This is a genomic window from Rhizobium croatiense (genome assembly GCF_019793465.1).
GTDB classification, from domain to species: Bacteria; Pseudomonadota; Alphaproteobacteria; order Rhizobiales; family Rhizobiaceae; genus Rhizobium; species Rhizobium croatiense.
In genome coordinates, this window is record NZ_JAILYJ010000014.1 from 1 (window position 1) to 19,465 (window position 19,465).

General features: G+C 61.8%; 20 protein-coding genes and 1 pseudogene. 7 read left to right on the forward strand and 14 right to left on the reverse strand.

Annotated features, from left to right (window positions below; translation table 11 throughout):
• Positions 1–348 precede the first annotated feature (348 nt).
• The 4 genes from K6M89_RS21385 (at position 349) to ligD (ending at position 5,297) form a co-directional block, all read left to right on the forward strand.
• On the forward strand, positions 349–1,143 hold the full coding sequence (locus K6M89_RS21385) for an SDR family NAD(P)-dependent oxidoreductase (RefSeq protein WP_222140876.1): 795 nt from the start codon (positions 349–351) through the stop codon (positions 1,141–1,143).
• 99 nt (positions 1,144–1,242) lie between these two features.
• On the forward strand, positions 1,243–3,399 hold the full coding sequence (glgX, locus tag K6M89_RS21390; protein WP_222140877.1) for a glycogen debranching protein GlgX: 2,157 nt from the start codon (positions 1,243–1,245) through the stop codon (positions 3,397–3,399).
• Between the two features lie 15 nt (positions 3,400–3,414).
• The gene (locus K6M89_RS21395) at positions 3,415–4,422 is read left to right on the forward strand and encodes a DNA topoisomerase IB (RefSeq protein WP_222140878.1); all 1,008 of its coding nucleotides are present in this window, start codon (positions 3,415–3,417) and stop codon (positions 4,420–4,422) included.
• The gene (gene ligD, locus K6M89_RS21400) at positions 4,419–5,297 is read left to right on the forward strand and encodes a non-homologous end-joining DNA ligase (protein WP_222140879.1); all 879 of its coding nucleotides are present in this window, start codon (positions 4,419–4,421) and stop codon (positions 5,295–5,297) included. The genes K6M89_RS21395 and ligD overlap by 4 nt, the downstream gene beginning before the upstream one ends.
• A 9-nt stretch (positions 5,298–5,306) precedes the next feature.
• On the opposite strand, the gene K6M89_RS21405 is transcribed toward ligD, so the two are convergent.
• From K6M89_RS21405 to K6M89_RS21415, 3 genes are read right to left on the reverse strand one after another with little or no spacing between them, the layout of a single operon-like run.
• Positions 5,307–6,032, reverse strand: coding sequence for a glutathione S-transferase (locus K6M89_RS21405; protein WP_222140880.1), 726 nt, complete (start codon positions 6,030–6,032; stop codon positions 5,307–5,309).
• A 6-nt stretch (positions 6,033–6,038) separates the two neighbouring features.
• Positions 6,039–6,329, reverse strand: coding sequence for a DUF3175 domain-containing protein (locus K6M89_RS21410; RefSeq protein WP_064685727.1), 291 nt, complete (start codon positions 6,327–6,329; stop codon positions 6,039–6,041).
• 55 nt (positions 6,330–6,384) lie between these two features.
• A complete protein-coding gene (locus K6M89_RS21415; RefSeq protein ID WP_040111419.1) occupies positions 6,385–6,699 on the reverse strand; it encodes a hypothetical protein in 315 nt (104 codons plus the stop codon).
• 175 nt (positions 6,700–6,874) lie between these two features.
• On the opposite strand from K6M89_RS21415, the pseudogene K6M89_RS21420 reads away from it, so the two are divergent.
• Positions 6,875–7,266, forward strand: a pseudogene (locus K6M89_RS21420) (hypothetical protein).
• Here the strand turns inward: K6M89_RS21420 and K6M89_RS21425 are convergent.
• The 4 genes from K6M89_RS21425 to K6M89_RS21440 all read right to left on the reverse strand — a co-directional run bounded on the left by K6M89_RS21425 (position 7,238) and on the right by K6M89_RS21440 (position 11,715).
• Positions 7,238–9,961, reverse strand: coding sequence for a hybrid sensor histidine kinase/response regulator (locus tag K6M89_RS21425; protein ID WP_222140881.1), 2,724 nt, complete (start codon positions 9,959–9,961; stop codon positions 7,238–7,240). The pseudogene K6M89_RS21420 and the gene K6M89_RS21425 overlap by 29 nt on opposite strands.
• Positions 9,962–10,155: 194 nt before the next feature.
• On the reverse strand, positions 10,156–10,335 hold the full coding sequence (locus K6M89_RS21430; protein ID WP_222140882.1) for a hypothetical protein: 180 nt from the start codon (positions 10,333–10,335) through the stop codon (positions 10,156–10,158).
• Between the two features lie 320 nt (positions 10,336–10,655).
• The gene (locus K6M89_RS21435; RefSeq protein WP_183843742.1) at positions 10,656–10,931 is read right to left on the reverse strand and encodes a DUF2934 domain-containing protein; all 276 of its coding nucleotides are present in this window, start codon (positions 10,929–10,931) and stop codon (positions 10,656–10,658) included.
• Positions 10,932–11,073: 142 nt separating this feature from the next.
• Positions 11,074–11,715 carry a UdgX family uracil-DNA binding protein gene (locus K6M89_RS21440; RefSeq protein WP_222140883.1) on the reverse strand — a complete coding sequence of 214 codons (642 nt, stop codon included), beginning with the start codon at positions 11,713–11,715 and terminating at the stop codon, positions 11,074–11,076.
• Between the two features lie 165 nt (positions 11,716–11,880).
• Between K6M89_RS21440 and K6M89_RS21445 the strand changes: the two genes are divergently transcribed.
• Together K6M89_RS21445 and K6M89_RS21450 are read left to right on the forward strand one after the other, a co-directional pair.
• Complete coding sequence (locus tag K6M89_RS21445) at positions 11,881–13,344, forward strand: phospholipase D-like domain-containing protein (RefSeq protein WP_222141000.1); 1,464 nt, start codon at positions 11,881–11,883, stop codon at positions 13,342–13,344.
• Positions 13,345–13,438: 94 nt separating this feature from the next.
• Positions 13,439–14,254 (forward strand): endonuclease/exonuclease/phosphatase family protein, encoded by an 816-nt coding sequence (locus K6M89_RS21450; RefSeq protein WP_222140884.1) that lies wholly within the window; start codon positions 13,439–13,441, stop codon positions 14,252–14,254.
• Between the two features lie 270 nt (positions 14,255–14,524).
• Here the strand turns inward: K6M89_RS21450 and K6M89_RS21455 are convergent, their stop codons facing one another.
• The 7 genes from K6M89_RS21455 to K6M89_RS21480 form a co-directional block, all read right to left on the reverse strand.
• The gene (locus tag K6M89_RS21455) at positions 14,525–14,977 is read right to left on the reverse strand and encodes a DUF411 domain-containing protein (RefSeq protein WP_222140885.1); all 453 of its coding nucleotides are present in this window, start codon (positions 14,975–14,977) and stop codon (positions 14,525–14,527) included.
• Positions 14,978–15,032: 55 nt separating this feature from the next.
• A complete protein-coding gene (locus tag K6M89_RS21460; RefSeq protein WP_222140886.1) occupies positions 15,033–15,320 on the reverse strand; it encodes a copper-binding protein in 288 nt (95 codons plus the stop codon).
• 23 nt (positions 15,321–15,343) lie between these two features.
• A complete protein-coding gene (locus K6M89_RS21465; RefSeq protein WP_222140887.1) occupies positions 15,344–15,823 on the reverse strand; it encodes a cupredoxin domain-containing protein in 480 nt (159 codons plus the stop codon).
• Between the two features lie 33 nt (positions 15,824–15,856).
• Positions 15,857–17,203, reverse strand: coding sequence for a multicopper oxidase family protein (locus tag K6M89_RS21470; protein ID WP_222140888.1), 1,347 nt, complete (start codon positions 17,201–17,203; stop codon positions 15,857–15,859).
• 14 nt (positions 17,204–17,217) lie between these two features.
• Positions 17,218–18,684, reverse strand: a complete 1,467-nt coding sequence (locus K6M89_RS21475; RefSeq protein ID WP_222140889.1) for a TolC family protein — start codon at positions 18,682–18,684, stop codon at positions 17,218–17,220.
• Positions 18,681–18,908 carry a hypothetical protein gene (locus K6M89_RS31155; RefSeq protein ID WP_246642616.1) on the reverse strand — a complete coding sequence of 76 codons (228 nt, stop codon included), beginning with the start codon at positions 18,906–18,908 and terminating at the stop codon, positions 18,681–18,683. The genes K6M89_RS21475 and K6M89_RS31155 overlap by 4 nt, the downstream gene beginning before the upstream one ends.
• Before the next feature lie 93 nt (positions 18,909–19,001).
• The gene (locus K6M89_RS21480) at positions 19,002–19,403 is read right to left on the reverse strand and encodes a hypothetical protein (RefSeq protein WP_097584444.1); all 402 of its coding nucleotides are present in this window, start codon (positions 19,401–19,403) and stop codon (positions 19,002–19,004) included.
• Positions 19,404–19,465 lie beyond the last annotated feature (62 nt).

Here is a 19,465-nt window from a genome sequence, read left to right on the forward strand (position 1 = left end):
TGACTCAGGTGAGTATTTCCAGCTCTACAGCCCCACCTATGGCGAAGGATTGTTCTTCGAGATCGTCGAGCGGCGCGGTTATCGCGGTTATGGGGCCGCCAATGCCATCTTCAGGATCGCCGCGCTGCGGAAGCATCTAAGGCCGGCGGGCCTGCCCCGCGACTGAGGTGCCAGATCAGGCCTTGCAGCATGAGCTGCCCGCCGGCGGGACCCATGGCGGCTGCCGGGTTCCGAAGCTCTCGTGTATTCTCGCCTTTTCGTGCATTGCCCATCATCGATTTCGCCTGTTAGACTTCCCCCATCTGTTTCATCACCTATGTGCTTGTTTTTCGGGAGGCTGTTTTAGCCATGACAGAACTTGCTCAATCGCTCGCATCCATCAAACTGCCGGATCTTGCCGGCAAGGCCGTGCTGATTACCGGCGCCTCGACCGGGATCGGGGCGGCGCTTGCCCGCGCCTTTGCCGCCCAAGGGGCCAAGGTCGGGGTGCATTACAATGCCAGCCGCGAACCGGCGGAAAAGCTCGCCGAGGAGATCCGGGCTGCTGGCGGCTTCGTGCATCTGATCCAGGGCGACGTCGCCAGGGAAGGCGAGACGGAGCGGGTCGTCGAAGAGACGGCGAAGACCTTCGGTCATCTCGACGGCCTCATCAACAATGCCGGCGGCATGCTGGGGCGCAAGCCGACCTCGGAATATACCGACGCGCATTATGCCGCGGTGATGGATCTCAATGCCCGCTCGGTGCTGGCGGCGACGCGGGCGGCCCATCCCTGGCTGAAAAAGCAGGGCGGCTTCATCATCAACACGACATCGATCGCGGCGCGCAACGGCGGCGGCAATGGCGCGATCCTCTATGCGGCGTCCAAGGGCTTCGTCTCGACGATCACCCGCGGCCATGCCAAGGAATTCGTCGCCGACAGGATCCGCGTCAACGCCGTGGCGCCGGGCGTCATCGCCACTCCTTTCCACGAGCGTTATACCGATGACGAGCAGATGGAGCTGCAGCGCAAGTCGATCCCGATGGGTTTCGTCGGCACCTCTGAGGATTGCGTCGGCGCCTATCTCTTTCTCGCCTCGCCGACGCTTTCAGGCTACATCACCGGGCAGATCATCGAGGTCAATGGCGGTCAGCTGATGCCATAAGTCATTCTCCCCGGAGGTTCTCTCTTCCTTTTCCCTCGCAAGGGAACTTTCGAACCGCCGTCACGTTTCCCGCTTGGCCATATTTTCAAGCGGGGCACTATGAGCTTTTCATTTTCGGAACTCGACTTCCTCAAACCGGAACTCGGGGCGGAATATATTGGTTCAGGCACCCACTTCGCCGTCTTCTCGGCCCATGCGGAACAGATCGAACTTTGTCTCTTCTCTCCCGACGGAAAGCAAGAGATCGCGCGGCTGCCGCTGCCGAAACGCGAGGGCGACATCTGGTCGGGCTATATCGCCGGCGTCGGCCCTGGCACCGTCTATGGCTATCGCGCCCATGGGCCCTATGACCCGCAGGCCGGTCATCGCTTCAATCCGAACAAGCTCCTGCTCGATCCCTATGCCAAGCAGGTAACGGGTGAGCTGAAATGGGACGACGCGCTGTTCGGCTACCGGATCGGCGAGGACGATCTTTCCTTCGACGATCGCGACAGCGCCCCCTTCATGGTCAAGAGCGTGGTGCAGGATCCGGACTTTGACTGGGCCGGTGAAGAAGCCATCCGTCGGCCCTGGACCGACACCATCATCTACGAGGCGCATGTGCGCGGCCTGACGATGACGCATCCGAAAGTGCCGGACCGGCTGCGCGGCACTTTTCTCGGCATGTGCAGCGATCCGATCATCGATCATCTCGTCAAGCTTGGCATTTCGGCGATTGAGCTCCTGCCGATCCAGTATTTCCTGGACGATCGTTATCTCCTGGAGAAGAACCTTCGTAACTACTGGGGCTACCAGACGCTCGGCTTCTTTGCGCCGCAATCGCGCTACATGTCCGGCGACAAGATCACCGAAATCAAGACCATGGTGAAGCGGTTCCATGCCGCCGGCATCGAAGTCATCATGGATGTGGTCTACAACCACAGCGCCGAAGGCAGCGAGAAGGGGCCGACGCTTTCCTTCCGCGGCCTCGACAATGCGAGCTATTATATTCTTTCCCCCGATGATCCCCGCCACACCTTCGACACCACAGGCACCGGCAATACGCTGAATGTCGCCAATCCGATGGTGATGCGCATGGTGCTCGACAGCCTGCGCTACTGGGTGGGCGTCATGCATATAGACGGCTTCCGCTTCGATCTCGCCAGCACGCTCGGGCGGCAGGCGTTGGAATTCGACCGTCAGGGCCTGTTCTTCGGCGCTATCCGGCAGGATCCGATCCTCTCGGGCGTCAAGCTGATCGCCGAACCTTGGGATATCGGCGAAGGCGGATATCAGGTCGGCGGGTTCCCGCACCCTTTCCGAGAGTGGAACGACAAGTTCCGCGACGACGTGCGCCGTTTCTGGAAGGGCGACGGCGGCATGGTGTCGGAACTGGCGGCGCGGATCACCGGCTCGGCGCTGCAGTTCAACCATTCGGACCGGGGGGCGACCTCCTCGATCAATCTCCTGTCGGCCCATGACGGCTTCACCCTGATGGACACCGTCTCCTTCGACGGCAAGCACAACGAGGCGAACGGCGAGGACAACCGGGACGGCCATTCGGACAATCATTCCGACAATATGGGCGCCGAGGGCGCCACCGATAACGCCGATATCAACACCGCGCGGGCGCGGCGGCGGCGCAACATGATGGCGACGCTGATGCTCTCCCAGGGCGTGCCGATGATCCTGGCCGGCGACGAGCTCGGCAACAGCCAGGGCGGCAACAACAACGCCTATTGCCAGGACAACAAGATCGGCTGGACCGGCTGGGATGGCCTCGATGATCCCTTCCTCGATTTCTGCCGGCAGGCCGTCGCCTTCCGCAAGGCCCATCCGGTCCTCAGGCAGGAGCGGTTCCTGACCGGCGAGGTGAGCGAGGACGGGCGCATCGAGATCGCCTGGTACAAGCCGGACGGCAGTTTCATGGATGACGGGGCCTGGAACGACGACGGACTGCAAGTGCTCGGCGTCTACCTCTCGAAAAGCGCGCATGCGCCGGATACCGAGGCGATGGACGACCTCTTCCTGGTCTTCAACGCCGGCGGTGACTGCGAAGTTCATCTACCTGTCGTCAACGGCCTGAAAAAGTGGTCCCGGGTTCTAGACACCGGAGCGGAGACCGGTGCCTTCGATGTGCACGATCAGGACAATCCCTTCATGGTCTACACTCAGAGCCTGGCCGTGTTTGCGCCGAAAGGACAGACCCAGCCGCCGGAGGGGGCAACGAAGGCCCAGCGCCGCCGGTGGTTCCAGTTTGGCCGTCGCGGCAAATAGCAGGTCGTCAACAGCATGAATGCCGAAGCCATCACCGATCTTGGCCTCATCTATGTCAGCGATACCGAACCGGGCATTCGCAGACGAAGGAAAGGCAAGGGCTTCAGCTATGTGATGCCTGATGGCACGACGCTTTCCGATGAGTTGCAGCGGGCGCGCATCGGCGCGCTCGGCCTGCCGCCGGCCTATGAGAATGTCTGGATCTGTCTCTACGAGAACGGTCATCTCCAGGCGACCGGCATCGATGCGCGCGGGCGCAAGCAATACCGTTATCACAAGGAGTGGCAATCCTTCCGCAGCGCCGGAAAATTCCACCAGCTGATCGAATTCGGCCGAGCATTGCCGAAGATCCGCCGCACCGTGCTGCGCCATCTCGATACCGGTGCGGAGGATGTCAAAGGCGTGCTGGCGGCTTTGACGACGCTGCTCGACGAGGCGCATCTGCGGGTCGGCAACCAGGCCTATGTCAGGGAGAACGGCACCTATGGCGCAACGACGCTGTTGAAGCGGCACCTGAAAATCGTTGACGGGCGGATCGAGCTGAAGTTCCGCGCCAAGGGCGGCAAGCGCGTCCAGCGCAGCCTCAAGCATCCCAGGTTGCAGAAGATCCTGGAAGAGATTGCCGATCTGCCCGGCCGCCAGCTGTTCGTCTGGAAGGATCAAGGCGGGGCGCTGAAACCGGTCGATTCCGGCCGGCTGAATGCTTATCTGGCCGAGATATCGGGCATTCCGATCTCCGCCAAGACGTTTCGCACCTGGGCCGGATCCCTGGCGGCCTTCGGCATGGCGCGCGAAAGAATTGCCGGCGGCCGCCGGCCGACGGTCAAGGAAATGTCGGAGGCGGCGGCCGACGCGCTGCACAATACGCCGGCAATTTCACGCTCGAGCTACATCCATCCGGCGATCATCGCGCTCGCCGGCAATGACCATCCTGTGATCGAGGATCGCAACGAGCCGCTGCGGGGCTTGCGGGCGGAAGAAAACAGGCTACTTGATTTCCTGACACGCGAGATCGAGGAATGAGCCCTGCAAACCCGCCGACATCGGACGTATCCCTGACCCACCCCGACCGGCTTTACTGGCCGGACGAGGGTGTGACCAAGCAGAAGCTGGCGGATTATTACGCCGCTGTCTGGCGTTTCATGGCACCTTATCTCGTCAACCGGCCGTTGGCGCTGTTGCGCCTGCCGGACGGCATTAAAAGCCACCAGCGGTTTTTCCAGAAACATGGCTGGAAGGGCATGAATTCCCATATCGAGGAGATCGCCGACCCGCAGGACGCGGACGGCGAAAAACTGCTGCGCATTTCCGATTTCGACGGGCTTGTCGCGCTGGTGCAATCGGCCGCACTTGAAATTCACCCCTGGGGCACGACGACCGATCATTGGGAAAGACCTGATATGATCATCATGGATCTCGATCCTGGCGAGGACGTGGCCTGGAGCGCGGTGACATCGGCAGCGCTTGACGTAAAGGAGCGGCTGGAAGCCCGCGGGCTTGCCGCCTTCGTCAAGACCTCCGGCGGCAAGGGGCTGCATGTGGTGGCGCCGCTTGCGCCGAAGGCCGGCTGGGCCGAGGTGAAGGATTTCGCCCATACGCTTGCCGAAAGCATGTCGGCCGATGCGCCGGAGAAGTATCTGGCAACCGCGACGAAGGCAAAACGCGGTGGGCATATCTATATCGATTATCTCCGCAACGGCCGCGGCAGCACGGCGGTCGCGCCCTATTCGACCAGGGCGCGGCCGGGTGCGCCGGTGTCGATGCCGCTCGATTGGTCCGACCTGAAGGAACTCATCGGTCCGGCCGCCTTCACTCTCGCCAATGTGCCGCAGCGGCTGGAGACCAGGCCGCGCGATCCCTGGGGTGAATTCTTCGATGCAGCCGTGCCGCTGCAATGAATGGCCCGCTCATTCCGTGCTGTCGAGTTCGGGATAATGTCTGAAAATCCCCTCCTCGTTGAAGGCGAGGCGGCGAGGGGAGGCGAGATAGCGGGCGATGTTCGGCCGCTTTGCCACCGCAGCATGCAGGGCCAGAAGGGCGGGGTAATCCGCCTTGCGTTTGGCCATGGCCTTCGGAAAGGCATAGGTCAGGCCTTCGATCACCTGGAAGAGCGAAAGGTCGACATAGGTAAGAACGTCGCCGACGATATGGCCGGAACCATCAGGGTTTTGCCGCAGCACACGCTCGAAATAACCAAGGTACTTCGGAACGCGCTGGCCGATAAAGGCCGCCGAGCGGGCCTTCGCCTCCTGCTTCTGCTCTTCGTAATATCGCCCCATGTCGATCGGGTGATGGGTGTCGTGCACCTCGGCGACGAAGTCAGTGACGGTAAGCTGCAGGCCGTTGGCGACATGCCGAAGGCCCTCATCCCCAGGCGTAAGCCCCAGCCTCGGGCCGAGATAAAACAGGATGTTGGCGACATGCGGGATAATCAGATCGCCATCCTTCAGGAAGGGTGGCGCGAATGGAATATGCGCTTCGCTTTCGCTTTCCAGGATCTCGAACATGGCGCCGGTGCCGCGGCCGGGGTCACGGGCAATGTCGACATAATCGGCGCCGGCCTCTTCCAGTGCCAGCCGTACGAATTCGCCGCGCCCCTGGATGCCGTCCCAATAATAAAGCTCATAGGCCATCTCAGCTCAATCCTTCGGTTTACGACCGAAGTCTTTTCGCAGTTCGTCCTTGGCCTCTTCAAGGGTGGCCCGCCGTTTTTTTGTCAATTGGTCGCCGGCGCGGTTGATGTAGAAGGTCAGCATCGACATGGCCGCGCGAAACGGACTCGACTTGCGGCGATGGCTCTCCTCGGCCGAATGCTTGACCGAGCGGGCAATCTTCTTCGGATCGTCCGATTTGAACACGCCTTCCTTCAGGTCCATTGCGTCGCTGTGTTCGGTGACGTCCTGCGACCATTTCTTCTTCGATTTGGCCATTGCGAATCCTTTTGACGGAGACGGGCGGCGCAGGCCGCCGCCGTTTCCGCCATCCTTAGTGGTGGCTGTGGTGTTCGTTGCGCTTGCGCGTCGCTGCCGCCTTCTTGGCCGAGGCGGACCGTTCCTCCTTCGAGCGCGCCGCCGATGCAGCGCCGCCGGCGCGGCCGCCCTTTTCTGAGGATTCATGCGTATCCTTCTTGCCGCGGCCGGATCCGGATTTGTTGCCGCCGCCGCTTTCCTTGTTGACCGTCGCCCAGGCACGCCGTTCAGCTTCCTTCTCGGAAACGCCGCGATCCTCGTAGCTTTCCTCGATATGCTCGGCCTTGCGCTTCTGCTTGTCGGTATAGTCGGATTTGTCTCCTCGCGGCATCTTCGCCTCCTGTTGTTTGCAAAGCGATGGAATGCGTTTTTAGGAGAATCCAACCGGTGCGGAGCGCAAAAGTTCCCTCGAAGGTCATTGCCCCGGATTTCGGAACAAAAGCCGATTTTGTCAGGTTTTCGAGGGGAAAACCTGCATAATCCTGATATAGCAATGAGCCGAGAACATGGAAAAACACTTCGTCAAAGCCGATGGAACCGGCATGATCGACGTGAACGGCCAGATATCGCCGGTCACCTACACTGTCAGCTTCAAGGAGGGAATGGGCCATTCCTATCAGGTCGATTCCGCCGGATGGCGCCGCGCGACTGGCTGCTGCAGAGGGGTTTCAACCGTGATGCCGTGCTCGTCAGCCAGAGCGGCGCGCGTATTCCTGTATATCACGATGGTGCCAACCATCACGGTGACGGTCATCACGACGGTGGCCGCCTGGATCCTGCCGAAGCGATTTCGATCGAGCTGACGGCGCGCGACGACAGCTGCACCAGCGAGGCTGATCTGATGGGCAAATATCCGGAGTTCGACAGTTTTAGAGCCGCTGCTGCAGGGCGGTCTTGACGGCCCGGTCGAGCGCGGCGCTGTCGAAAGGTTTCGTCAGCAGCACCGAGCCGGAGAAACGATTGGCGTCGGGCAGGTCGCTGTCGCCCGTGGCAAAGACCAGACCTACCGAGGGAAGCACTTCCCGCGCTCTGGCGGCAAAGGCCGAACCCGACATGCCGGGCAGGCCGACATCGACGACGACGATGTCGACGATGGTATGGCCAAGGATATCCGCGCCCTGTTCACCGCTCTCGGCCTCGATGACGTCATAGCCGAGATCCTGCAGGATCTCCGCGGTATCCATGCGGATGAAGGCGTCGTCTTCTACGAGCAGCAGCTTCAGCTTTCCGGCAGTCTCGGCATGTCTTGGATCGGCAGGTGTGGAATGGGGCGCGGCGGCGTCGGCTGCCGGTCGGCCGCCTCGCGGCTGGTCGGTGAGCACGTTGCGGATCTTGCGGGCAAGCTCCTCGCGCGTATAGGGCTTGGAGAGCAGCTCCAGCCCGGGATCGAGCCTGCCGCCATGGACAATCGAATCTTCCGTATAGCCGGATGTGTAGAGCACGGCGATGTCGGGCAGACGCGCGCGTGCCATGCGCACAAGTTCCGGGCTCTTCAACGGGCCGGGCATGACGACATCGGTAAAGAGCAGGTCGATATGGGCGCCGCTCTCGATCACGGTCAGCGCGCTTTGCGCATCCTTGGCCTTCAAGACGTAATAGCCGAGATCCGACAGCATCTCGATGACCGTGGTGCGAACACCCTCGTCATCCTCGGCGACAAGGATGGTTTCGGTTCCGCCGGTTGCCGGCACGGTGTCGACGGTACTGACGTGATCCTCGCTGCGGAACGATCGGGGGAGATAGAGCTTGATGGTCGTGCCTTCGCCGGCCTGGCTGTAGATCTTTACGTGGCCGCCGGACTGCTTGACGAAGCCGTAGACCATCGACAGGCCGAGACCGGTGCCCTTGCCTTCCGGTTTCGTCGAGAAAAAGGGCTCGAAGGCCTGCTCCTTCACCTCCTCGGTCATGCCGGAGCCGGTATCGGTGACCGCGAGCACGACATATTGGCCGGCCTTCACTTCAGGATGGGTGCGGCTGTAGGAATCGTCGAGGAAGGCGTTGCCGACCTCGATCGTCAACCTGCCGGCGCCATTCATCGCGTCGCGCGAGTTGATCGCAAGGTTGAGCAGGGCGTTCTCGATCTGGAGCGGATCGGCGAAGGTGTTCCAGAGGCCGCCGGCGACGACGGTCTCGACTTCGATCTCCTCCCCGAGCGCGCGGCGCAGCATATCGTCCATGCCGGTGACGAGACGGCCGATATTGATGACCTTCGGTTCCAGCGGCTGGCGGCGGCCGAAGGCGAGCAGCTGGCTAGCCAGCCGCGAACCACGTTCGACGGCGACGAGCGCATTGGCAATGCGCTCCTTGGCCCGGCCGTTTTCCGCCACGTCCTTGCCGAGAAGCTGCAGATTGCCCGAGATGACCTGCAGCAGATTGTTGAAGTCATGGGCGACGCCGCCGGTGAGCTTGCCGATCGCTTCCATCTTCTGCGCCTGCTGGAGCGCCGCTTCGGCCTGCTGGCGATCGGCGATCTCGGCTGCGACGCGCACCTCGAGCATTTCGTTGAGTTTGCGCAGCTGATCTTCCATGTCGCGGCGCTGGTCGATTTCGAGCTTGGCGGCCCGGAAGAGCCGGATATTGTCGATCGCCACGGCCGATTGGCCGGCGAGGCTGACGAGGCTTGCCTCTGCCGCCTGGGAAAAACGCCCGGCTTCGCCGTGGCCGAAGAACAGGCCGCCGATGACGCTGCCGTCGCGCGATTTCACCGGCACGGCAAGATAGCTCCTGACCGGCAGATGCCCCTTCGGCATGCCGGAATGCGGCGCGTTCTGCCCGTAGCGCGGGTCGAGCAGGATGTCGTCGGAGCGCACGATGCCTTCGCCGCCGAAGGTCGGCGCGAAGACCTTGGTATTGCGCGGCATCGGGAACTTTTCGAAGTTCTTCCGGTCGACGCCGGAGAGCGCGTAAAGCATATAGCTGCCGCCCCCGCCATCATCGACGTTGTAGAAGAAGGCGCCGAATTCGGCGCCGGTGAGCGTCACGCCGGCATCGACGACAATCTGTGTCAGGCGTTCGACGTCCGGCTCGACGGTGATCGCCGCACCCGCCCGATTGACGACGGCAAGCGCCTCCGACTTGGCGCGCAGCTCTTCCAGCGCCAGCTTCTCGCCGCGTTTGGCCGCCACCTGGTCGGTGACGTCGAGGGTCGCGCAGAGGATGCCGGCGATGGTGCCGTCATCGTCGCGCAACGGCGTATAGGAAAAGGTGAACCAGGTGTCCTCGGTGCGGCCGTCGCGGCGCATCGGAATGAGCAGCTCTTTGAAGAGCTGCGGGCTGCCGCTGAGCGTGCTCGCGACGATCGGCGAGAATTGCTCCCAAATGTCCGCCCAGACTTCGCGGAACGGTCTTCCGAGTGCGGCGGGATGCCGCTCGGGGAAAACGGGAACATAGGCGTCATTGTAGAGGAAGGCGAGATCGGGACCCCAGGCGACGAATTTCGGCTGGCGCGAATTCAAAACCATTTCGGCGATGTGCTTGAGAGAAGCAGGCCAGCTTTCAACCGGTCCGAGACCGACGGCGTCAAAGGCCGGATGCCGCAGCAATTCGCCGATTTCGCCGCCGCCTCTCGGCCAGCCGTTGCCGAAGCTTCGCATTCAAAACGCTTTCTTGTCGCCCGCCGCGCCGGCGTGGGCACCAGCAATTGAAAGTCCTGCAGCCTCCTTCGCACGTCTGAAAGAGGCGCGGCTGCAGGGGTTCAGCTCATCCAACCGTCAAGATAGCGGCTTGCGAGGGCAGGGAAAGGGTAGTGTCGAAATATCATCAACCGCTGGCAGCCGTCTTCGGGCAGTTATTTTCGGTAGAATTTTTGCGACGCTGCGAGGGCGCGGCCAATGTCGAATGAGGGCAGTTGCAGCGGCCTGCGGGGATCGCGGAAAACCAGTCCGACGAGCTTGTCGACGACAAGGATCAATCCGAGGGCGAGACCGAGATAGAGCAGCGCAGCGACGAGCAGGAGCGGGATCTCCATATCTCATACGACCACGGTGAAGGCGCGGCCGCAGGTTGCGGAAACGGGCAAGGCAAGGATCACTGCAGGGCCGTCGGTCATAATAATTTCCCCGGTTTCGCCGCAAACAGCCCTGGTACGGGCATGTTCCCGACGATCGGGCGAGGGGTCAGCTTCTGGAAGCCTCAAAGCTTGCAGCGTCATCCGGCCTCTGTTCACCCCCGCATGGATAGCCCACCTCCGAACCTTCATAAAACACAACTAGTTCAGGCATATGACAAAGAAAGGTCGAAGGGCGTCGCGACGACGCCCTTTGATTGAAGTGTTCGGTATGCCGTGTTTCAGGACGCCGTCTTGCGGCTCGCAGTCCGCTTAGGCGTTGGCGTGACGACGCCGTTCGTCTTGGCGCCGGTTGCAGTACTCTTCGGGGCCGTTACGGCGCGCTTGGCCTTGGGCTTGGCTTCCTTGCCGTTGGACGAGGCAGCAGAGCCTTCGAGCGCTTCGCGCTCGTGGCGTGCCTGTTCCCAATGAATGGAATCTCGCCCTGTCGGATAGCCCTCTTCTTCCCAGAGGGCGTATGCACGTTTTTTGATCCACTCTTCCCGAGTTTCTGCCATCGCTGATCTCCAGTCACATAATGCCGTCGTTCGAACGCGATACTGCCCGGATGGTTCCAGAGGAGGGCCGCTGTTTCAAGCGAAATCGGCCTACAACCCTAAATATTTCGCGTCGCAGCATATCAGGGTTGAGAATCGGCATTCATCGAGACTGAAATTCCGCCGCCTTGTGCAGATCTGACACGAACGCCTGGCGCTGTTGGTGCTTCTCCTTGTCGTCACGGATGCGCAGGAGAAAGGAAGGATGGATGGTGACGAGAACGGGCGGATGGTTCCTCGGCTGCAGGATATGGCCGCGCTCCGGCGTCAGTTTCGCCTTCGGTCCAAGCAGTGCGTAGAGCGCGCTTGCGCCCAGCGCCACGACGAGCTTCGGCTGCAGGATGTTGAGTTCGGCGCCGAGCCACCAGGCGCAACGCCGGATCTCGCCGGCATTGGGTTTGGCATGCAGGCGCCTTTTGCCGCGCGGTGTGAATTTGAAATGCTTGACCGCATTGGTGACGTAGCAGCGCTCGCGATCGAGACCGGCTTCCTCGAGACAGTGGTCGAGCAGACGGCCGGCGGGGCCGACAAAAGGCCTGCCGGCGATATCTTCCCGGTCGCCCGGTTGCTCTCCGACAAGAACGATCTCGGCCTTGTCTGAGCCTTCGCCGAAGACGATCTGCGTGGCGTTCCTGTAGAGGTCACAGCGGGTGCAGCCTTCGGCCTGATGGCGCAGTTTGGCAATGCTGTCCGCATCCGCGACTTCGAGCGTCAAGGCCGGGCCGAGGTTTGCGGCGATATTCATGATCGCGATCCTCGTTTCCTCGGGATCAATCGCTCGCAACGGGGATTGTTCCCGCGGCCGAGCCGGCGCCGCCTGCGGAAGAATGGCAACGCGCGAGAAATTTCGCGCCATGGGAGAGAGCCGGCGCAATTGAACGCCGCCGTTTCGCAGCTATATTGGCCAGCGATGTTCTATCTCCTGTCGACCTACTGGCCGCATATCCTCTTTGTCGTTTCGGTCGCCATGGGGGCTGCGGCGGCGATCCACGCCGCCATGACCAAGGAGGAAGTGCGCGCCGCGATCGGCTGGGTCGGCGTCATCATCCTGTCTCCGATCGTCGGCGCGCTGCTTTATGCGATTGCCGGCATCAACCGCATCCGCCGCAAATCGCTGAGCATTCGCCGCGACGCCCTGCTGCTTGCGCCCGGCATCGACGAGCTGGAGACCTTCGACGCCGAGGCCGAGACGGTGATCAGCCAGTTCGGCCGCCGCTTTGCGGCGCTGCAGACGCTGGGCGACCGGGTGACCCGCAACCCGCTGACCTCGGGCAATGCGATCGACATGCTGGAGACCGGCGACGAGGCCTATGCGGCGATGAAGTCAGCCATCGACGAGGCGAGCCGCAGCATCCTGCTCGAAACCTATATCTTCGACCGCGACGCGATCGGGCTGCGCATCGCCGACGCGCTGATTGGGGCGGTCAAGCGCGGCGTTGTGGTGCGGGTGTTGATCGATGCGGTCGGCGCGCGTTATTCGGTGCCGAGCATTCTCGGCTATCTCAAAGAGGGCGGGGTCACCGTCGCCGTTTTCAACGGCAACGTCATCATGGGCTTGCGGCTGCCCTATGCCAATCTGCGCACCCACCGCAAGATCATGATCGCCGACGGCCGTATTGCGCTGACGGGCGGAATGAATATCAGGGCGGGCTTCAGCGAAGAGGCGACGGGCGAAAGCTTCGCCCATGATACGCATTTCAGCGTCACCGGCCCTGTCGTCGCCGACCTCTTCGACCTTGCCGCCGAAGACTGGCGTTTCACCACCGAGGAGCTGTTGAACGGTGAAGCCTGGCGCATCGAACCGCCGCAGCGCAACCCCGGCGATCCCATCCTGATGCGCGTCGTCGCTTCCGGGCCGGATCGCAGCGTCGAAACCAACCACAAGATGCTGATGGGCGCCTTTTCCGTCGCGCGCCAATCGATCCGCATCATGTCGCCCTATTTTCTGCCGGACCGCGAATTGATCAGTGCCCTGGTGACGGCGGCGCGCCGGGGCGTCGATGTCGATATCATCGTGCCTGACGTCAACAACCTCATGCTGGTCGACCGGGCGATGACGGCGCAATTCGATCAGATCCTCAAGAACTATTGCCGCATCTGGCGCTCGACCGGCAGCTTCAGCCATTCAAAATTGCTGACGATCGACGGCACCTGGGCCTATGTCGGCTCTTCCAATCTCGACCCGCGCTCGCTGAGACTGAATTTCGAGGTCGATCTCGAGGTGCTTAACGAGGGCTTTGCTGCCGAGATCGACGAGCATATCGACGAAACCCTGAAAGCGGCGACGCTGGTGACGCTGGAGGGCTTGCGTGCGCGACCCTTCCCGATGCGGCTGATCGAGAAGGTGCTGTGGCTCGGTTCGCCCTATCTTTGACGGATTTTTTGCGTTCTGACGTGGCAAGTTCGGCTCGGCCGCCTATACTGCGGAATGAGTAGCCCTTTGATCAACGGAACAAGTGCGCCGCCCGATGCACGCCAGGAAAGACAGTCTTCCCGCCAGTATCCTCGCCTCGATCAGGAGCAGGAAAAAGCGGCTCGATGCGGCGCATATGGAGGCAAGGCCGCGAAGCGCCGGAACGTTGATCGCCTCCTACAATGTGCACAAATGCGTCGGCACCGACCGTCGCTTCGATCCCGAACGCACCAGCCGGGTGATTCACGAAATCGGTGCCGATGTCATCGCGCTGCAGGAGGCCGATACCCGTTTTGGCGAGCGCACGGGGATTCTCGACCTCGGCCGCCTGGAGCGGGAGACGGGACTGATCCCGGTGCCGATCGCCGGCATGGCAAAGGCGCATGGCTGGCACGGCAATGTCGTACTCTTCAAGAAAGGGCTGGTGCATGACGTGCATCAGATCAAGCTGCCGGGGCTGGAGCCGAGGGGCGCCCTGGTCGCGGAGATCGAGCTCGAAGAGGGCGGCGTGCTGCGCATCATCGCCGCGCATTTCGGCCTGCTGCGCCATAACAGAGCCCAGCAGGCCCACACACTGGTCGAACTGATCAAGGACAGACACGAAATGCCGACCATCCTGCTCGGCGATCTCAACGAATGGCGGCTCGGCGACCGCTCCTCGCTCAACACTTTCCAATCCGCCTTCGGAGAGCTGCCGCCCGCGGTCCCCAGCTTTCCCGCCGGCTTGCCGCTGCTCGCCCTCGACCGCATCATCGCCAACCGCAAGGGGATCATCACCGAAGTGGAAGCGCATGACACGCCGCTGGCGCGCATCGCCTCGGACCATTTGCCGATCAAGGCGCTGGTGAACTTGCAACAGGCGGGCAGATAAATCAGCTCCAATAAAATTGCGCAAAGTTCGCTGGCCTGAATTGGGCGAACGGAACTCGGCGGTGGCGACAGTGCTCTATCGGGACACGGGAAAACACCAGGAGGCGTGCGCTGCGTTTCGGCTGTCATGGCGGATCAATTCAGTAGACTACGCGGTCGACGTGTCGGCGCAGCCGGGTGTCGGCTGAAGCCGATCTTCGGGCGGGGCTCTACGACGCTCCGGTTTCTTGGGCGGCAGTCCGACATGGCTGATGGACCTTGGTCATCAGCCCTACCTGGGCCTGACCTCCGTGAACACGTATGGTGCCCCGGACCCGGAGGGGATCGCATAAACGTCATAGGACGCCTGCAGGTCGTCGCCCATTCCCAATGAACCCGACGGCATGCCCGGCACGGCCAACCCGCGGAGCGCCGGCCGCTCCAGCAGCAGTCGCTGGACGGCCGTGAGCGGCACGTGTCCCTCAAGATAGTAATCCCCGACGACGGCGGTGTGGCAGCCCTCAAGGTCGGAAGGAACGCCCAGCCGCGCCTTTACCGCGGCGAGGTCGTCGGTGTCGCGGGCGTCGACGGAGAATCCTGCCGCGGCCATCGCCTTCGACCATTCATGACAGCAGCCGCAAGCGGGATCCTTGTAGACCGTCATCTTCACCATGGCGGCAAGGGCCCATCGGCCAGGGAACGCCAGTGCGGACGCCGCAATTGCGATGAAGCTTCTCCTGCGCATGTATACACTCCTCGATGTGCTGCCGCCCAGCTAGGCCCCGGGCGGCAGCCGTTCGCTATTTTAACTCAGTGACGGTCAGCTTGCCATTCAGGCGTTCGGCGACGAACTCTATGTTCGAACCTTCCTTCAGCTTTTCGAGAAGAGCGGGGTCTTCTACCCGGAAGACCATGGTCATCGCGGGCATGTCGAGATTCTTCAGGTCTTCATGCTTGATGGTGACCTTCTTCGCCTTGGCGTCGACCTTATTGACGAAGCCCTTGGTGAATTCCTGGGCGAACGCACCCGCGGCTGCCGAGGTTGAGAGCAAAGCGGCCAGCCCGAATTTGATTATTGCGGATTTCATTTTCATTGCTCCTTTATTGAGGTTCACTTCCTGGAGACGGTGACATCGCCATGCATGCCGGCTTCGTAATGGCCAGGGATCAGGCAGGCGAACTTGAACGCGCCGTCGCTCGTGAACTTCCAGACGATCTCGCCGGATTGACCGGCCGGGAGGCGGATGGAGTTGGCATCGGCATGTTCCATTTCCGGGAACTTCTCCATGACCTTCTTGTGCTCCAGGATCTTGTCTTGCTGATCGAGTACGAATTCGTGGTCGACCGTGCCTGCGTTCCTGATCGCGATCTTAACCGTCTGCCCCTTGCGGACGGAGAAGACGGCCGGCGTGAACAGCATCTTGCCATCGTCGGTTTCCGTCATCGTGACGCGGATCGTCTGCGTTGCCTTTGCCTTGTCGCCAGGCTCGCCAACCGCCATTTTCTCACCGTGGCCGCCGGCGTGATTGCCGGATGCGAAAGCCGGGCTTGCCAAGGCGACGAACGCCAATGCGAGTAGATGGTTCTTCATACATATATCCTTTCTGGACGTGGGAATTGAGCCTTAGCCCCTTGTCGGCTTCGGGGTGATTTGCGTCTTTGCGTCTTTCGCCTTGGTCGCGTCCGGCAGTTCGCCGGTCCACTCCCAGGCCTGTGTTCCGGGAGGGTTTTCATACCAGCCCGGATCGGAGTAATCGTCCGCGGAGATGCCTTCGCGGACTTTCACGACCGAGAACATGCCGCCCATCTCGATAGGACCGTGCGGCCCCCAGCCTGTCATCATGGGGATTGTGTTTTCGGGGATGGGCATTTCCATCTCGCCCATGTCGGCCATGCCTTTGGTGCCCATGGGCATGTATTCAGGCTGCAGCTTCCTGATCTTCTCGGCGACCTTCGACTTGTCAGCTCCAATGAAGGTCGGGATGTCGTGCCCCATCGCGTTCATCGTATGATGCGACTTGTGGCAGTGGATCGCCCAATCGCCGAGATATTTGGCGTCGAACTCATAGGCCCGCATTGCACCGACCGGGACGTCGATGCTGACCTCGGGCCAGCGTGCTTCCGGCCGCACCCATCCGCCATCCGTGCATGTCACCTGGAAGTCGTAGCCGTGCATGTGAACGGGGTGGTTGGTCATCGTCAGGTTGCCGACGCGCACGCGCACCCTGTCGTTCTTCGAGACGACCAGCGGGCTGATGCCCGGAAACACGCGGCTGTTCCAGCACCACATGTTGAAGTCGGTCATCTCCATGACGCGCGGTACATAGGAGCCGGGATCAATGTCGTAAGCGTTGAGCAGGAAGACGAAGTCGCGGTCGACGGGCATGAACGTCGGATCCTTCGGATGGACGACGAAGAAGCCCATCATGCCCATCGCCATCTGCACCATCTCGTCGGAATGCGGGTGGTACATGAATGTACCGGACTTCACCAGGTCGAACTCGTAGACATAGGTCTTGCCGACGGGGATGTGCGGCTGCGTCAGGCCGCCGACGCCGTCCATTCCCGATGGCAGGATCATTCCATGCCAATGGATCGTCGTGTGTTCCGGCAGCTTGTTGGTAACGAAGATGCGAACCCGGTCGCCTTCGACAGCCTCGATCGTCGGTCCTGGCGACTGGCCGTTGTAACCCCACAGGTACGAGGTCATGCCGTCGGCCATCTCACGTTCCACGGGTTCGGCGACGAGGTGGAACTCCTTGACGCCGTTGTTCATCCGGTGAGGCAGGGTCCAGCCGTTGAGGGTGACGACCGGCTGGTAGTCCGGCCCTGAGGTCGGGTGGAGCGGCGGCTGCATGTCCGCCGATTCCATTGTGGCAGCGTCCGGGAGACCCATGGCCGAGGTCTTCGTCCAGGCGCCGGCGGCCAGCAGGGCCGCGCTTGCTCCGAACAGTTGTCTTCTGTTGAACATGGTGGGCTCCTTTTTCAATGGCCGCCGCCACCGCTGCTTTCGGAAGCAGCGGCGACCTCGGTCTCGGCGGACAGGGTCCCCGCGCCGCCGCCATAGATCGCGGGCGCGAGATTGGCTTCGGCCAGCCAGAAGTCGCGTTTCGCATTGACGGAGAGCAGGATGGCATTGATCTTGTCGCGCGTGTCAGCCAGCAGCTCGAAGGTGTTGGTGATCATGCCGTTGTAGGACAGCAGTGACTCCTCCTCGACCTTGGTGCGCAACGGCACGACATTGTTGCGGTAGTGTCGCGCGATGTCGTAGTTCGAGCGATACGCTTCGTAGGCGGCGCGCGCCTCCGAGCGGACGTTGACGGCCTTTTCGGCGAGCTGGTTCGCCGCCCGCATGTAAGCCAGCTCAGCCTTGCGCATCCGGGCCTTCCCGGTGTCGAAGATCGGAATGGCGAACTCCAGCTCGACCTGGCTGGTCGTCCTCGTCTTCTTCTCGTCATCCTCGATTTCCCGTTCCGTTTCGAAGCCGGTCAGAATCTCGAGGTCGGTGACATAGCGTGTCGCCTCGGTGAGCCCGTAGGACCTGGCGATAGCCTCGATTTCGAGTTTTGCGACCTGAAGGTCTATCCGGTTTCGGAGTGCCTCGGCCTCGATCGCGTCTCGTTTGGCGACGATCTTTGGTAGCGGCGCAAGGCTGTTCGGTACCTGATAGTCGAGGTCGGTGCCCCATAGGCCCATGAGCCGCGTCAGTTCCTCCTTGGCAAGGCGTGCCGACAGGCGGGCCTTGGCCGTCTCTCCGGCAAGTTCGGCGACGAACACATGTTCGCGGGCCTGGGCGCCCTTGGTCATCGCGCCGGTCTCGCCCAGCTTCTCCGCCAGCTCGGAAGCCGCGTCCGCCGCCGCCTGGGCGCGCTGCAGCTGCCCGACAGTCTCCCAGGCCGCCACTGCACCGATCCAGGCACGTCGGGTATCGGCGGCAAGCTGGAGCGCCTTTACGGCCGCGGTCAGTTGCGCCTGCCGGAAACGGGTGTCGGCGATTGCCACGTCCCGGTTCCTGGTCGCGAGCGCCAGGATGTTCGTCGTGATCATCCCTTCGATGGTCTTGAACGCCTCCAGCTCCGGCGTCCCGATTCCCGTTGTGCCAATGGAGACGGTCGGGTTGATGAACATTGTCGACTGCCAGGCGTCGGCGGCGCTGTCACCGAGATCGGCATAGGCGGCTTGGAGGCCCTTGTTGTTGAGCAGGGCGATCTGAACTGCAATCTCGACATCGAGGGTCTTCTTTCGCGCGAGCAGGCTCTTTACCTGCGCCGCCGCCGATCGGGCCTGGTTCTGGTTCTGTATCCAGACCGCCTGCTTCGTCGTCACGATCGCCGTCTTGTCGGCAACGGAAGCAAAGCCCGCTTGCTTGCTTGAATATTCGGCACCCGTGACGCAGCCGCTCAATATCACCGGGAATGCCAGCATCGTGGCGAATCTTCTAGGGCCGATCATGAGTCGCCTCCCTTCTGAGGAGACTGCAGATCGTTCTGTCTGCGCCACGGCTTGGGATCGACCGGCTGCCTGGTGACATAGCCCGAAACTGGTGACCGGTAGGCGACCGGGCGCGCGGACGGCTCTTCGACCGCGGCGGAAGACGCCACGACGTCGGGAGGAAGCGTTGATGCGCAGCCACCGCAGACAAGCGGCAGCCCCACCACGAAAAGCGAGAGTCTCATTATGAAATTTCCGAAAAAGAGATAGCCTGCGGTGTGCTTGCCCAGATGCAGGCAGGCGACCGACTGGACCCGATCAAGCGGGTGTATCCCTCATCAGATATTCGGCGGGCGATCCAGGAGCGGCAATTCCCCCAGCAGGTGCTGGTCGTCGACAAACTGCCGGATCGAGGCGACAACCGGCCCGCCTAAGCTCTGGCCCGCGCACAGAAGCACGAAGCCGCCGCAAAAATCTTTGCAGCATTCCTGTTTGACGACCTTGGAGGAACCATCGTCGTCGGCCGCATCGCCATGTGAGTGCGTGTGATTTGAAACGCTGGCCATGTCGTCGTGGTTGCCGTGCGCTGTGGCGCTCGATACCGTCTTTTCCACTTGCAGGCCAGGGCCGTGCATGGCGGCATCGACGTTGGATATGCTGTACCCAGCCAGCGATACGACGATCGCCAGCCGTACGAAGAAGAGCAGTCTGCTCAACATGGTACGGTACATATTGCCCATCTTCCGTCGATTACATCGAACGTGGTCCATTATCAATCGCGACAAGTGACTATTGGAGATTC

What these genes read in the sequence shown, in the direction of transcription:
- K6M89_RS21465 (WP_222140887.1), bottom strand. Translation starts at nt 15,823, where the DNA reads ATGAAGAACCATCTACTCGCATTGGCGTTCGTCGCCTTGGCAAGCCCG.
- K6M89_RS21425 (WP_222140881.1), bottom strand. Translation starts at nt 9,961, where the DNA reads ATGCGAAGCTTCGGCAACGGCTGGCCGAGAGGCGGCGGCGAAATCGGC.
- glgX (WP_222140877.1), top strand. Translation starts at nt 1,243, where the DNA reads ATGAGCTTTTCATTTTCGGAACTCGACTTCCTCAAACCGGAACTCGGG.
- K6M89_RS21470 (WP_222140888.1), bottom strand. Translation starts at nt 17,203, where the DNA reads ATGTTCAACAGAAGACAACTGTTCGGAGCAAGCGCGGCCCTGCTGGCC.
- K6M89_RS21385 (WP_222140876.1), top strand. Translation starts at nt 349, where the DNA reads ATGACAGAACTTGCTCAATCGCTCGCATCCATCAAACTGCCGGATCTT.
- K6M89_RS21455 (WP_222140885.1), bottom strand. Translation starts at nt 14,977, where the DNA reads ATGCGCAGGAGAAGCTTCATCGCAATTGCGGCGTCCGCACTGGCGTTC.
- K6M89_RS21480 (WP_097584444.1), bottom strand. Translation starts at nt 19,403, where the DNA reads ATGGGCAATATGTACCGTACCATGTTGAGCAGACTGCTCTTCTTCGTA.
- K6M89_RS21445 (WP_222141000.1), top strand. Translation starts at nt 11,881, where the DNA reads ATGTTCTATCTCCTGTCGACCTACTGGCCGCATATCCTCTTTGTCGTT.
- K6M89_RS21395 (WP_222140878.1), top strand. Translation starts at nt 3,415, where the DNA reads ATGAATGCCGAAGCCATCACCGATCTTGGCCTCATCTATGTCAGCGAT.
- K6M89_RS21415 (WP_040111419.1), bottom strand. Translation starts at nt 6,699, where the DNA reads ATGCCGCGAGGAGACAAATCCGACTATACCGACAAGCAGAAGCGCAAG.
- K6M89_RS21430 (WP_222140882.1), bottom strand. Translation starts at nt 10,335, where the DNA reads ATGGAGATCCCGCTCCTGCTCGTCGCTGCGCTGCTCTATCTCGGTCTC.
- K6M89_RS21460 (WP_222140886.1), bottom strand. Translation starts at nt 15,320, where the DNA reads ATGAAATCCGCAATAATCAAATTCGGGCTGGCCGCTTTGCTCTCAACC.
- K6M89_RS21435 (WP_183843742.1), bottom strand. Translation starts at nt 10,931, where the DNA reads ATGGCAGAAACTCGGGAAGAGTGGATCAAAAAACGTGCATACGCCCTC.
- K6M89_RS21410 (WP_064685727.1), bottom strand. Translation starts at nt 6,329, where the DNA reads ATGGCCAAATCGAAGAAGAAATGGTCGCAGGACGTCACCGAACACAGC.
- K6M89_RS21475 (WP_222140889.1), bottom strand. Translation starts at nt 18,684, where the DNA reads ATGATCGGCCCTAGAAGATTCGCCACGATGCTGGCATTCCCGGTGATA.
- K6M89_RS21440 (WP_222140883.1), bottom strand. Translation starts at nt 11,715, where the DNA reads ATGAATATCGCCGCAAACCTCGGCCCGGCCTTGACGCTCGAAGTCGCG.
- ligD (WP_222140879.1), top strand. Translation starts at nt 4,419, where the DNA reads ATGAGCCCTGCAAACCCGCCGACATCGGACGTATCCCTGACCCACCCC.
- K6M89_RS31155 (WP_246642616.1), bottom strand. Translation starts at nt 18,908, where the DNA reads ATGAGACTCTCGCTTTTCGTGGTGGGGCTGCCGCTTGTCTGCGGTGGC.
- K6M89_RS21405 (WP_222140880.1), bottom strand. Translation starts at nt 6,032, where the DNA reads ATGGCCTATGAGCTTTATTATTGGGACGGCATCCAGGGGCGCGGCGAA.
- K6M89_RS21450 (WP_222140884.1), top strand. Translation starts at nt 13,439, where the DNA reads ATGCACGCCAGGAAAGACAGTCTTCCCGCCAGTATCCTCGCCTCGATC.